Below are 13506 nucleotides of genomic sequence, written 5' to 3'. Positions count from 1 at the left end.
CGCGCCGTCAGGAAAAGGTGGCCTGCATCTCACCCACCAGCAGGTAGGGAGCGGCACTTAAAAAGGGAATCAGGCTGCCACGCACCACTTTCCAGGCCGGTGCACCGATGCGGTTCAGATGCAGGGCATAGAAAAGGCCATAGCCGAAGAATGCTGGATACAGTAACACGGTGACACTGATGTAGTAGCGCAGCAGCATCTCCGGAATGCCCATCAGGCTGTCAGGCAGGGAAAAATCGACGTAACTGAATCCCATCATCCAGAACAGCATCTGGATCCCGAGGGGGATATAGAGCAGGGCGATCCAAACGGAGAGAGGGCGGCGGCCTTGATTAAAATCCGGCTTCATAAAAAACCTTGGGTAAATCAACGTACTCGCCGTTATAACGAGGACGGCAACGGGATTCAAGGGGCGGCAGACTGACTCGCCGCCTGAACAGATTTACACAACTGTTTGAAACTGCGCCACGAAAAGTTAGAATCAGGTCACGTTTTACTGGTCAGACCATCGCGGATCACACTTTGAACCCAGTCTGGCCCCCATCGAGAGGAACAGCGATGAGTCGACGACAAGAGGTCAAAACCGCAAATGGCGATCGGATTGCGATCGTAGCGGGTTTGCGCACCCCCTTTGCCCGTCAGGCAACGGATTTTCATGGGATCAGCGCGCTGGATATGGGCAAGATGGTGGTCAGTGAACTGCTGGCCCGATACGACCTGGACCCCAAAGTGGTGGATCAGGTGGTCTATGGCCAGGTGGTTCAGATGCCTGCTGCCCCCAATATCGCCCGTGAGATTGTGCTGGGAACCGGCATGTCGGTACACACCGACGCCTACTCGGTGTCCCGCGCCTGCGCGACCTCCTTCCAGTCTGCGGTCAACGTCGCTGAGTCCATCATGGCGGGCAGCGTTGATGTGGGGATCGCCGGTGGGGCAGATTCCAGCTCCGTACTGCCGATTGGTGTAAGCCGTCGTCTGGCTCATGCACTGGTAGACCTGAACAAGGCCCGCTCCCTGGGTCAGCGCCTCAATATCATCAAGAAACTGAATCTGAAAGACCTGATGCCGGTTCCGCCTGCGGTGGCCGAGTACTCCACCGGTCTTTCCATGGGACAGACCGCTGAACAGATGGCGAAAACCCATGGCATTACCCGTCAGGCCCAGGATGAGATGGCGGTTCGCTCTCACCAGCTGGCGGCCAAGAGCTGGGATGAAGGGTTGCTTACCGATGAGGTGATGACCTGCCACGTTCCCCCCTACAAGCACTACATCGAGCGCGACAACAACATCCGTGCGGATATCCAGCTGGAGAAGCTGGCCAAGCTGAAGCCGGTGTTTGACCGCAAGCACGGCAGCGTCAGCGCCGCCAACGCCACGCCGTTGACCGACGGTGCCTCCGCTCTGCTGCTGATGCCGGAAAGCAAAGCCAAAGCGATGGGCTACGAGCCGATTGGTTACATCAAGAGCTACGCCTTTGCCGCCATTGATGTGTGGGAAGACATGCTGATGGGCCCCTCCTATGCCACGCCGCTGGCACTGGAGCGTGCCGGCATGACCCTGGGCGACCTCGACCTGATTGAGATGCACGAAGCTTTTGCCGCCCAGGCCCTGGCCAATGTGAAGATGTTCGCCAGCCGTAAGTTTGCTGAAGAGAAGCTGGGTCGCAGTGAGGCGATCGGCGAGATCGACATGACCAAATTCAACGTCATGGGCGGCTCGCTGGCCTATGGCCACCCCTTTGCTGCCACTGGCGCCCGCCTGATCACTCAGGTGTGCCGTGAACTGAAACGCCGTGGTGGCGGTACCGCATTGACCACCGCCTGCGCCGCTGGCGGTCTGGGTGCAGCGATGATTGTGGAGGCGGAATAATGAGTGAGAAAACCTTTAGCCTTGAGGTGGGCAGTGATGGCGTTGCCATCATCACCATGGATGTGCCCGGCGAGAGCATGAACACCCTGCGTGACACCTTCTCCAGTGAGGTGCGGGATCTGCTCGGTGAGATTGAGCAGGACAGCAGCATTCAGGGTGTGGTGTTCACTTCTGGCAAACCCAGTTCCTTTATCGCTGGCGCGGACATCGCCATGCTGGCGGCCTGTAAGAGCGCGGACGACGCCTACCAGATCTCCCGCGGTGCCCAGCAACTGTTTGATGAACTGGCCAACCTGAAGGTGCCCGTGGTGGCAGCCATTCACGGCCCCTGCTTGGGTGGTGGCCTCGAGTTGGCCCTGGCTTGCGATTACCGCATCTGCTCCAACAGCGATAAGACGGTACTGGGTGTACCGGAAGTGCAGCTGGGTCTGCTGCCGGGTGGCGGTGGTACTCAGCGCCTGCCCCGACTGGTGGGGGTGGCCCGCTCGCTGGATATGATGCTGTCCGGTCGCCAGTTGCGTCCCAAGCAGGCGCTGAAGTTCGGCCTGGTTGAGGAAACGGTACCGCACTCTGTGCTGGTTGAGGTGGCCAAAGGCTACGCCCTGAAGGGGAAACGCAAGAAGACTCAGCCCAACCTGAAAGGGGCTGAGAAACTGCTGGAAAGCACCGGTTTTGGCCGCAAGGTGATCTTTGACCAGGCGGGCAAGAAGGTTCTGGCTAAGACCCAGGGCAACTACCCGGCGCCGCTTAAGATCATCGATTGCGTTCGCACCGGTCTGGAAAAAGGGCTGGCTGCGGGGTATGAGGCTGAAGCCCGTCACTTTGGTGATCTGGTGATGACGCCGGAATCCGAAGCGCTGCGCTCCATCTTCTTCGCCACCACGGAGATGAAGAAGGAGAGTGGTGCCGGTGATGCAGAGCCGCTGCCACTCAATAAGGTGATGGTGCTTGGCGGTGGTCTGATGGGAGGGGGTATCGCCTCGGTGACCGCACTCAAGGCCAAACTGCCTGCTCGCATCAAGGACATCGCTGAGCCGGGCCTGCAGAACGCTCTGGCTTACAGCTATAAGCAGGTGGACAAGCGGGTTAAGAAACGTCAGATGACCGCGGCGCAGCGGGATAAGGCGATGAGCCTGCTCTCCACCACCACCCGCTATGACGGCATCAAAGATGTGGACATCGTGGTTGAGGCGGTGTTTGAAGATCTGGGTCTGAAGCACCAGATGGTGAAGGATGTGGAAGCAAACTGTGGTGAGCACACCATCTTTGCCTCCAACACCTCTTCGCTGCCGATTGGCCAGATTGCCGAAGCGGCCAGCCGTCCGGATAAGGTGATCGGCCTGCACTACTTCTCTCCGGTAGAGAAGATGCCCCTGGTCGAGGTGATCGCCCACAAAGGCACGTCACCGGAAACCATCGCCACCACGGTTGCCTTTGCCCGCAAGCAGGGTAAGACGCCCATCGTGGTTCAGGATGGCGCCGGTTTCTACGTTAATCGAATTCTCGCGCTCTATATGAATGAAGCCGCTAACTTGCTGTTGGATGGTGAGCCGGTTGAGGCGCTGGACCGGGCGCTGGTGACGTTCGGTTTCCCTGTGGGTCCGGTGACTCTGTTGGATGAAGTGGGAATTGACGTTGGTGCCAAAATTTCGCCAATTTTGGAGAGTGAACTGGGAGAGCGATTTGCTGCACCCGCCGCTTTCGCCAAATTATTGGCGGACGATCGGAAGGGGCGGAAAAACGGGAAAGGCTTCTACCAGTACGGCGGCAAAGCCAAGGGTAAGAAACCGGTGGATGAGTCGGTGTATCAGGTGCTGGGGATCCAGCCGCAGAGCCGCTTGAGCGATACTGAGCTGGCGGAACGCTGCGTGGTTCAGATGTTGAATGAAGCGGTGCGTTGCCTGGAAGAGGGCATTATCGCTTCTCCCCGTGATGGCGATATCGGTGCCATCTTCGGCATCGGCTTCCCGCCGTTCCTGGGCGGTCCCTTCCGCTATATCGACCGTCTGGGTGCAAAGACCCTGGTAGAGCGCCTCCAGCACTATCAGGAGCGCTTTGGCGACCGATTTGCCCCTGCAGCCAAGCTGCTGGAGATGACGGAGCAGGGAGCGCGTTTTTATCCCTGATTCGGCAGTGTGATCGAGATCTCAAAAAGGCGCCTTGGGGCGCCTTTTTGTTTCACTTGCGGATGGGATGCGTACAATTTGTGCGCACTGAAGTAAGGGGGACCGATGTTGTTGTGGGTGTTGCTGGTGCTGATGACCGCACCGTTTTTCTATCTGGAAGCAATCAAGGCAGGTATGAAGCCGGCACGGTGGTTTCTGAAGGGGTTATTGCTTGGGCCGCTGTTGTGGCCGCTGTTCCAGGTTGAGCGGCAACTGCATCGCCGGGCTCAACAAAAAAACGGGGTCAGCTGGGAAAGCTGACCCCGTTTTCCATTCTGACCCAATTATCCATTTGGGTTTTGGCTTAGTGCCACCAGCGCTCCGCAGTGACCACTTCCAGGCGCTGCAGGCCTCGCGGTAAAGCGGCTTTCTTGCGGCGGGGACAGAGACCCAGTGCTTGCTTCAGCTTGTTGATCATCGTGTTTTCTCCCAATACCTGAACTGTGACAGCGTTACGCTACGGAAGCGGGCTTCAGCCACGGGATGTTACGGGTGGATTGTTCGTTAGATTGCGGCTTCTGAGGCTTCTGGTCAGCGTGACGGATCCAGGGGATACCAGCGGTTTCCAGCTCAGCGTGACGGATCCAGGGGATACCGGCAGTTTCGGTTTCAGCGTGACGGATCCAGGGGATGCCAGCGGTTTCCAGCTCAGCGTGACGGATCCAGGGGATACCGGCGGTTTCCAGCTCAGCGTGACGGATCCAGGGGATACCGGCAGTTTCGGTTTCAGCGTGGCGGATCCAGGGGATGCCAGCGGTTTCCAGTTCGGCGTGGCGGATCCAGGGGATACCTGCTGTCTCTACTTCAGCATGGCGGATCCAGGGGATACCGGCAGTTTCGGTCTCAGCGTGGCGGATCCAGGGGATGCCAGCGGTTTCCAGCTCAGCGTGACGGATCCAGGGGATACCGGCAGTTTCGGTTTCAGCGTGGCGGATCCAGGGGATACCTGCGGTCTCTACTTCAGCATGGCGGATCCAGGGGATACCGGCAGTTTCGGTTTCAGCGTGGCGGATCCAAGGGATGCCAGCGGTTTCCAGCTCAGCGTGACGGATCCAGGGGATACCGGCAGTTTCGGTTTCAGCGTGGCGGATCCAGGGGATGCCAGCGGTTTCCAGCTCAGCGTGACGGATCCAGGGGATGCCAGCGGTTTCCAGTTCAGCGTGACGGATCCAGGGGATACCGGCGGTTTCGGTTTCAGCATGGCGGATCCAGGGGATGCCAGCGGTTTCCAGCTCAGCGTGACGGATCCAGGGGATGCCAGCGGTTTCGGTTTCAGCGTGGCGGATCCAGGGGATGCCAGCGGTTTCCAGCTCAGCGTGACGGATCCAGGGGATGCCAGCGGTTTCCAGTTCAGCGTGACGGATCCAGGGGATGCCAGCGGTTTCCAGCTCAGCGTGGCGGATCCAGGGGATGCCAGCGGTTTCCAGCTCAGCGTGACGGATCCAGGGGATGCCAGCGGTTTCGGTTTCAGCATGGCGGATCCAGGGGATGCCAGCGGTTTCGGTTTCAGCGTGACGGATCCAGGGGATGCCAGCGGTTTCCAGCTCAGCGTGACGGATCCAGGGGATGCCAGCGGTTTCTGTTTCAGCGTGACGGATCCAGGGGATACCGGCGGTTTCGGTTTCAGCGTGGCGGATCCAGGGGATACCGGCAGTTTCGGTTTCAGCATGGCGGATCCAGGGGATGCCAGCGGTTTCCAGCTCAGCGTGACGGATCCAGGGGATACCAGCGACTTCACTATTTACATCGACAGATTCTTTATTGAGGGAAGAGGTGCTTTGGTGAATCTGTTCGGCGTAATTGATCCACGGAATGCTGCCTTTAATTTCATTGTCCTTCTCTACCCAAGGAACCATGGCGTAGGAAGAAGCGGAAATAGACAAAGCGATGGCCGTGGCCGCAAGGCGGAATTTAGTCTGCATGGAAGATCTCCTGAATTAAGCGTGCAAGTCCAATTTGAGTTGCACGCTATTCAGCAATCCCCATGCCAATAAATTACGACAAATTATTGACTCTTAAGCATTTGCCAGGACACGGTTTTCTGAGATGGCTTTTTCAAAAACGGCTTCCGGTACTGGCTTACTAAAGAGATAGCCTTGTACAACGTCACATTGAAGCTCACGAAGAATGTCGAGTTGACTTTGATGCTCAACCCCTTCGGCAACAACCTGAAGCTCCATATTTCGAGCAATGGTAATAATAGACGCTGCCATCATTCTGTCTTTAGTTGTTACCGCAATATCATCGACAAAGGACTTGTCGATCTTCAGCGTATTTATGGGGAAGCGCTTCAAATAGGAAAGCGAGGAGTATCCGGTACCAAAGTCATCCAGCGCCAGATGGATGCCCAAATTGTGCAGGGAACTCATGGTGGCAATCGCCTGGTCAGGGTGCTGAATTACCGTACCCTCAGTGATCTCAAGCTCCAGGCACTCCGCTGGCAGTCGGGTGAGCTTTAGAATGCGCTCAATGCGCTCACAGAGGTCTGGCAGCGTAAACTGATGGGATGAGAGGTTTACCGCGACGCGACCATTGAGCAGCCCCATACGGCGCCATTTCTCCGCGGCAAAACACGCTTGCTTCAGGACATATTCACCGATCTCCACAATCAGGCCGGTTTCCTCGGCCAGCGGGATAAACTCACCAGGGCTGATCAGCCCCTTGGAAGGGTGGTTCAGGCGCACCAATGCTTCCATCCCTTTGATGGACTGAGTACGAAGATCCACTTTGGGCTGGTAGTACACCTCGAAGAAGTTATCTTTCAGCGCCTGTCGAATCAGATTCTCCGTATCCAATCGCACCATGGCCGCCTGGTTCAGGGATTCGTTGAAGAACTGGTAGCACTGTCCCCCCTGGCCCTTGGCGTGATACATCGCCAGGTCCGCCTTCCGCAGCAGAGCCTGACGGTCCACGTCATCATCCGGATAGGTGACAATGCCGATACTGGTGTTGACCACCAGTTCACCCTGCTCCAGCTGGAAGGGCTGACTGAAGGCACTGAGGATCTCCTGAGCCAGCTTGGTACTTTGATTGATGGCGCGTTCGCCGTCGTAGATAACGGCGAATTCATCTCCACCAAGGCGGTACAGTGAGGCCTCTTCCGGCAGGTGATTACGAACGCGGTTGGCCACATGGCAGAGCAGGGCGTCACCCGCAACGTGGCCCAGTGAATCGTTGACCTTCTTAAAGTTGTCCAGGTCAAAAATCAGCAAGCAGAGAGGCACCTGACGGCGAACCAGGCTGTCGAGAGAGATCTGCAGATAGCTTCGGTTGGGCAATCCGGTCAGCACGTCGTTGTTGGTCAGACGGCGAAGCTCCGACTCTGCCTGCTTGCGGTGGGTGATGTCACTGAATACACCCACGTAGAAGTGGTTGTGGGTGCCCCCCTCTTTAATCTGGTCCAGCGTCAGTTCGATCTGGATCAGGCGCCCATTGGAGCGGGTGAGTTCCAACTCGCCGTTCCAACGGCCCTGCTGACGTACGATGCGGATGATGTCGTCGGTGTAAGCGCGGGGATAGCGGTCGAAGTTCAGTTCATCATTGATAAAGTGAGACTTATTGAAGCCGGTGATCTCCAGGCAGGCCTCGTTGACTTCGAGGTATCGCATCTCGTTGTCGAGAATAAACATGCCTTCAGAGATGTTCCGCAGTGCACGGGCGAAGAGATTAAGGCGCTCCTCAGCCTCTTTAATGCTGCTGATGTCCTTGATGGTACCGGTCATCCGGGTGGGGCGACCCTGTTCATCCCGCTCTACGATTTTGGCCCGGTCCAGAATCCATACCCACTCGCCGGTTTTGCTTTTGACCCGGTAGGTGGCCTCAAAGTGTTCCGATTCCCCGGAGAAGTGGTCGTTAAGCAACTGGTTGACCCGGTTCAGATCGTCCGGGTGAATGTTACTGCTGCCGGAGCCATTGCGCTGTCCATCCTGAGGGAATTCCAGAATGCCCCAGATATTGGAGCGGTAGATTTTGCCCGCTTCCATATCCCAGTCCCACATCTCGTCGCCACTTCCCCACAGGGAGAGTTTGAGTCGCTCTTCGCTTTGGGCAATACGGGCCTGAACCCGGCGACGGCGCAGCATCTCACGATAGAGTGCAATCACCATCAGCAGGATAATGAGCCCGTAGACAAACTTGGCCTGGGGTGACAGCCACCAAGGCGGGCGGATCACAATGGTGATGGAGCGACGGTTATGTTGGTCCTTGGAAAAGGGCGTTACTGTGTCCGCCTCCAATATATATCTGCCGGGAGGCAGTTTGGAGAAGGTGATGGACATATTAGCGCTGTCGACCTGTTTCCAGTCGTTATCAAAGCCCAGCAGACGATATTGATAGACGATACTCTCGGAGAACTTTCCTGCGAGGCGCGAAACCCCAATGGTGAACGGGTAGTCGCTGTATTCGAGCGTAATTCTGTCTGACGTCGTGATGTTCTGAGTGATTTTACTGCCTGGGGTCACCTCTTTGTCGAACACTCTCAGGTAAGTGAAAACAGGCGCAAAGCTGGAAGCATAGCGATTGCTGGCAGCGTCTTTCAGAATGTTGATGCCATTGGTTCCGCCAAAATAGATCTTGTCGTCCGTTGAGTCGGCAGACATGCCATTGAACTCTTTCTGAGCTCCCCGAGCGTATCCATATATATCAAGCAGCTTTAATGAGTCGGGCGCAATCTTGAGAATGCCGTAGTTGCTGCTGGCGTACAGCGCTGACTCTGTGGACACAATGCTGTAAATCAGCAAATTGTCCTGGTCACGGAGATCAATATCCAACTTGCTGAGCTTAAGTTTTCTGTCCAGATAGTGGAAACCGCTGCTCACGGTGCCGATCACATATCCATTGGACACGGTTTCAATCGCGGTAACGATCTGCTCTTTAAGCAGGTGTCCGGACTTTTCCCAAATACCCAGGCGTGGGTTGAACCGGTAGATATGCAACCCTGTCTGAGTGCCGATAAACACCTTTGAGTCATCGACGTTTAACGCCAGGGCGGTCGAATCTACCTGAGGCTCAAAGCGGTCTTTGAGCAGTTGACCGTTCTCATCGAGCAGAATGATGCCCTCTGAAAAGGTGCCAAGCAGTTTTGCGCTGTTTACTGAAGTAATTGAGGTGATGATGGTGTCATCGAAGTTGAAGCTGTACTCTCTGCCACCTTGAAGGATGTATAAGCGGTTCTTGCCGCCGACGAAAATGCTCTCACCATCCGCGTGAATCGTTTTGGGCCCAACGATTCCTGTATCGTGCTCCTGAGTGACAACCATGTTTGCATCAAAGGCGACGAGCTTTTCCGTGTCGTTGGCTATCCAGGTCAGGCCATTGAAGTTGTCGATGCTCCAAACCTGATCACAACTCTTGTTTCCGCAGATATTGGTGTAGTGAGTCAGTTCACTGGTTCCGGTCGATATCTTTATCAGCCCGGTGCCGATAACCCCGACCCAAAGGTCGTTGTTTCGATCAAGAAACAGGTGTGAGGGCTCGGTCTCCATGTCCAGGTGCATGGGCTGTGGGGTGGCAATGGCACCGTCGTATAGATCTACGGTGGCGTAGAAAATCTTCTTGCCACTGGCGAAATACACTTTGCCGTTTTCACGGTCGATGGCGGCCTTGTGGATGGGACTGGTTGGCAGCGTGTAACGCGCTTGTCCGGAAGCGTTGAGCAGATACAGTCCGGAATTGGTGACCACCAGATTGAGATCTTCAGTCAGATTAAAGAACGCTTTAACCTGACCTTGGATGGGCAGCGCTTCGAAACGGTGGGCACCGTGGTTGTAGACGATCCCTTCGCTTTGATTGGTCGTCAGAATCAGCGTCTGGCTACTGAACAGGTGAATTTCAGAGATGCCAAATGGCTCGGTTTTTGTCGCGAGCTCAAACTGTCCTCGTACTCTATCTTGGATGATTAAGCCGGAATCTGTACCCACAAAAACATGCTGTTCCGTGGTCTCAATGGTCCAGAACTTTTTCTCAAACGGGACGTTAAAAGGCTCAAAGTGGTCTTTCTGTGCGTTGTATTGGTAGATCTGCTGGTTGGTGACTACCCACAGATTGCCGCTGCTGTCGAGATGGAGGGCCCGTACGGTGTTGTGGCGTAAACCATACTCTTTTTGGTTGGAGGAGTGGTAAAGCTTAAAGGTGCTGCCATCAAACCGGTTCAGGCCATTGATGGTGCCAACCCAGATAAAGCCATGCTGATCCTGAACAATGCTGGTGACGGAGCTTTCAGAGAGGTTTTGCGCTCGGCCATACTCGCTGAGGGTATAGGTGGGAGTGAGCTGTAGCCCAGAGGCATCTACTGTAAGGCTGATACAGAGAAGAAGCAGCGCAATCCATGGCTTCATCGGGCATCCCGTTAAAGTTAATAAAAACTAATTAGTTATTGTTATCAGTGGGTAACGATAGCATTGGAATGCAGCAACGCCAACACCTGAGGGGGATTCAAAGGTCGTTAAATGTTCCCCCTCACCACCAAGGTGTTACAGGACTTTTCTTAAGTCGACCATTCCCCTGAAAAACGTGAAGAATCCACTAAAAATCCATCAAAAGTCGATCAGGTCTGCCTGGCCTTTGAAGTAGGTCAGGTCAGTGATCTGCCGCTCTCCGGACAGAGGTTCGTGCTCGCTGTGGGAGCCGCCAATGGAGTAGAGCACCAGCCGGTCAGGATTACGGCTGCGCATCTGCTGCATGATGTAACGGATCAGGTCGGCCCGTTCCAATCTCTGAATCGCTTCGGCGATATGTTCCCGATGGTTAAAATCGGTGTCTTTATTACCGATGCTGACCCAAAGCCTCTGAGCCTTGGATTTCAGGTTGTTGTCCTGCTCCAGAATCTGGTTGCACAGCGCGTCTTTGGTGGCCTGCCACTGGCTGGCGGAGATCTGCATCAGCGCATAGCTGTAGTCCGCAATGAACTGGTCGATCGATTCGAGCAACTGCAGTGGACCGGCTACCGGGCTTTGAACATAGAAAATGATGCCCGGACAGCGATTCATCGGCACGTAACTGGTACCGACCATGTAGCCCAACTGCTGCTTGGTTCTCAGCTCGTTAAAGAAACTGCTGGACATGCTGTGATTGAGCAGACAAAACAGCGCCATCTTCTCAATATCGCTCTGCCGCGACTGGTAGTAGACGATGATGGCGCTGTCTTGATGGTCATGGCTGATCTCGCGCAGCATGGTGCCTCGCCCCTGAATGCTGATCAGTTGCCTCAGCACTTCAGGTCCGGGTTTGGATACCTGGGCCAGAGTTTTGTTCAGACGCTCGTTAAGCCCCTCCGCTTCGGCGCGCAGCCAATCGCCGTAGATGAGCCCTTCAATGTGCACCTGCTGATACAGGGTGTCGATATGGCGGTGCAGTTGCTCCAGCGAGCAGTCCTCCAGTGCGGCAGCCATATTCAGTGGTTCATGGCTGCGGCGCTGCAGGGTGGAGGTGAGCGCGTTAAACAGCCGTGAGATGGGACGGGCAGTGCGGATGCCGTTCCAGTTGCGGATCAACTGCGCCTTCAGCTCATTAAATCGCTGTGGGGCAAAATCCCGCTGACGGGCTTTACGCAGCAGTAGATCCAGCAGCTTCTCCTGCCCTCCGGTAAAGCCGCTGAGGTGCAGGGTCAACCCGCCCTGATGGGGATAGATGTTGTAGCTGAGCCCCGCCACTTCCGCCTGATAGGTGGGCTCGGAAAGGGAGTCCATCAACATCGCGATATAGAGCCGGGTCAACGCCGCTGTGCGAGCGTCGTGGTGGCAGGTTTCACTGTCCAGAGCCAGAAACAGGTGGGCCTTGGGCACATTGAAATCCTGATCCTTCTTGTACCAGAGCGTCAGACGCTCCTGTTCAGGCAGACACTCCGGATCACGACTTGGGCTGTCTTCCTTACGGGGTTCCAGCAAGCCGACGAGATAGGGGTTGGGATCGGGAAGTGCCAGCTTTGGGTGGCGTTCACCGGCTAGCCAGCCAGCCCGTCTTTCTTCACTGAGGGGGAGGCATTGGTAGGGGGTGTCGTACCATTTCGCGGTTTGGTCGGTGGCCAGATCCGGGGCGATCAGAGTGAGTCTTATGCCCTCGGGACGGAATTGCTTCAGAATCGCCTGCACCGTGGGTTTGTCCAGGCCATCCATCCGATAGTCGCCGTAGACCACGTCTTCGTCATCGTAATGATGCATGTTGATCGCCAGATGGCTCGCCAGTTCCAGCGGTTTGCTGGGTTCCTGAAACCGGAATGCCCGCTCAAGCAGTTGCTGCCGCTCGGCATAGCGCCAGTCTTCGATGCCCCCGGCCCGGATCATCTCCAGGTATTGAAAGGTCAGCGCCAGGATGCGGTCCGGCTCCTTCAGCCCCTTTTCGGTGAGCTGATAGCTGACGTTGTAGTCCTTGAAGTTGTAACCATTGATGCCGCCGCCAGCGCTTAACTGGCTGACCAGCCCTTCGTACTTCAGCACCGACAACAGGCTTCCCGGCCCCTCGTAGCCCAGCAGGTAGGAGAGGTAGGTCAGCGGCTTATGCCGGTACCAGGGGTCCAGCGCTGGCAGTGGGAAGGTCAGAGTAAGCTGACGCTGCCGTTTGTTTGGCAGCATCCGGATCTCCAGGTCGAGATCCGATTCCCGATAGAGCGGCACATCGGGCAGTGATTTGTTCAACGACAGGTTGGGTACGGCGCTGAAGTGCTCACGCACCATCGACTCACACTCTGTCAGGGGCAGCGGGCTTACCACCACCAGAGTCATCAGATTGGCAGAGTAGTGGTTCTGGTAGAAGGCGATGAGTTCATCCCTTACCGACTCTCCATCACGGTCGGCCAGGGTATGCTGATTGCCCACTGAGAACTTGGAGAAGGGGTGATCCGGATTCACCGTCTCCTTGTGAACCTGGTAAAAGCGGCGCATGTCGTCCTGCAACTTCATGCGGAATTCGGAGTCGACCGATTGCCGCTCCTTCTCTACCAACTGCTCGTCGAACAGCGGCGCGGTGAAAAACTGGCTGAAGCGATGCAGAGCCTGATCCAGTACGCCGGTGTTGATGTCGAAGTAGTAACTGGTGAATTCGGGGCCGGTCCAGGCGTTGTGGTTGCCGCCATGCTCGCTGATGAACTGCTGGTATTCTCCGGCCTTTGGGTAGTCCCGGGTGCCGAGAAACAGCATATGCTCAAGAAAGTGCGCCATCCCTTCACGGTCCGCCGGGTCATCAAAATGGCCCACGCGCACAGCCAGGGCGGCAGCGCCCTTGCTGGCTTCGGGATCCTGAACCAGGGCAACGCGCAAGCCGTTTTCCAGCTCAAAAACCTGGTAATGCCGGGGATCATTGGGACTGATTTTCAGCTTGTCGATCATATCCTTATCCTGGAATCCCTGCCGCTGCTGGCGGGCTCCTGCTGCCGTCGGAAAGAACATCCAGTTTGCGCGTTGTCGCAGGCAGGTGCAATGTTACCGGGATCACTAACGACTAAAGACTAGTCAATCAGGGCTTTTTTCCCGGGAAATGG

7 protein-coding genes are annotated in these 13506 nt (G+C 56.1%); 3 read left to right on the top strand and 4 right to left on the bottom strand.

Annotated features, from left to right (window positions below):
- Positions 1-7: 7 nt before the first annotated feature.
- The gene (locus KUV52_RS01280; RefSeq protein WP_222524128.1) at positions 8-349 is read right to left on the bottom strand and encodes a hypothetical protein; all 342 of its coding nucleotides are present in this window, start codon (positions 347-349) and stop codon (positions 8-10) included.
- Positions 350-558: 209 nt separating this feature from the next.
- Here KUV52_RS01280 and fadI point away from each other — a divergent pair, with 209 nt between their 5' ends.
- From fadI to KUV52_RS01265, 3 genes are all read left to right on the top strand, one after another.
- Positions 559-1869, top strand: coding sequence for an acetyl-CoA C-acyltransferase FadI (gene fadI, locus KUV52_RS01275; protein WP_222524127.1), 1311 nt, complete (start codon positions 559-561; stop codon positions 1867-1869).
- Positions 1869-3995 carry a fatty acid oxidation complex subunit alpha FadJ gene (gene fadJ / locus KUV52_RS01270; protein ID WP_222524126.1) on the top strand — a complete coding sequence of 709 codons (2127 nt, stop codon included), beginning with the start codon at positions 1869-1871 and terminating at the stop codon, positions 3993-3995. The genes fadI and fadJ overlap by 1 nt, the downstream gene beginning before the upstream one ends.
- Before the next feature lie 105 nt (positions 3996-4100).
- Positions 4101-4295, top strand: coding sequence for a hypothetical protein (locus KUV52_RS01265; RefSeq protein ID WP_261389821.1), 195 nt, complete (start codon positions 4101-4103; stop codon positions 4293-4295).
- Positions 4296-4486: 191 nt separating this feature from the next.
- On the opposite strand, the gene KUV52_RS01260 is transcribed toward KUV52_RS01265, so the two are convergent.
- The 3 genes from KUV52_RS01260 to KUV52_RS01250 all read right to left on the bottom strand — a co-directional run bounded on the left by KUV52_RS01260 (position 4487) and on the right by KUV52_RS01250 (position 13354).
- A complete protein-coding gene (locus KUV52_RS01260) occupies positions 4487-5956 on the bottom strand; it encodes a hypothetical protein (RefSeq protein ID WP_222524125.1) in 1470 nt (489 codons plus the stop codon).
- Positions 5957-6049: 93 nt separating this feature from the next.
- Positions 6050-10369, bottom strand: coding sequence for an EAL domain-containing protein (locus KUV52_RS01255; protein ID WP_222524124.1), 4320 nt, complete (start codon positions 10367-10369; stop codon positions 6050-6052).
- A 198-nt stretch (positions 10370-10567) separates the two neighbouring features.
- Positions 10568-13354: an insulinase family protein gene (locus KUV52_RS01250; protein ID WP_222524123.1), complete on the bottom strand. Its 2787-nt coding sequence runs from the start codon at positions 13352-13354 to the stop codon at positions 10568-10570.
- Positions 13355-13506: the final 152 nt, after the last annotated feature.

Origin of the sequence: Ferrimonas balearica, from assembly GCF_019802055.1 — a bacterium.
In the GTDB taxonomy this organism is placed as follows: Bacteria; Pseudomonadota; Gammaproteobacteria; order Enterobacterales; family Shewanellaceae; genus Ferrimonas; species Ferrimonas balearica_A.
The sequence above is the reverse complement of the archived record's forward strand: the minus strand, read 5'-3'. Positions and strand labels throughout refer to the sequence as shown.

Bases quoted from the DNA above. Each gene is read 5' to 3' on its own strand.
- KUV52_RS01280 (WP_222524128.1), bottom strand. From the start codon at position 349: ATGAAGCCGGATTTTAATCAAGGCCGCCGCCCTCTCTCCGTTTGGATC.
- fadI (WP_222524127.1), top strand. From the start codon at position 559: ATGAGTCGACGACAAGAGGTCAAAACCGCAAATGGCGATCGGATTGCG.
- fadJ (WP_222524126.1), top strand. From the start codon at position 1,869: ATGAGTGAGAAAACCTTTAGCCTTGAGGTGGGCAGTGATGGCGTTGCC.
- KUV52_RS01265 (WP_261389821.1), top strand. From the start codon at position 4,101: ATGTTGTTGTGGGTGTTGCTGGTGCTGATGACCGCACCGTTTTTCTAT.
- KUV52_RS01260 (WP_222524125.1), bottom strand. From the start codon at position 5,956: ATGCAGACTAAATTCCGCCTTGCGGCCACGGCCATCGCTTTGTCTATT.
- KUV52_RS01255 (WP_222524124.1), bottom strand. From the start codon at position 10,369: ATGAAGCCATGGATTGCGCTGCTTCTTCTCTGTATCAGCCTTACAGTA.
- KUV52_RS01250 (WP_222524123.1), bottom strand. From the start codon at position 13,354: ATGATCGACAAGCTGAAAATCAGTCCCAATGATCCCCGGCATTACCAG.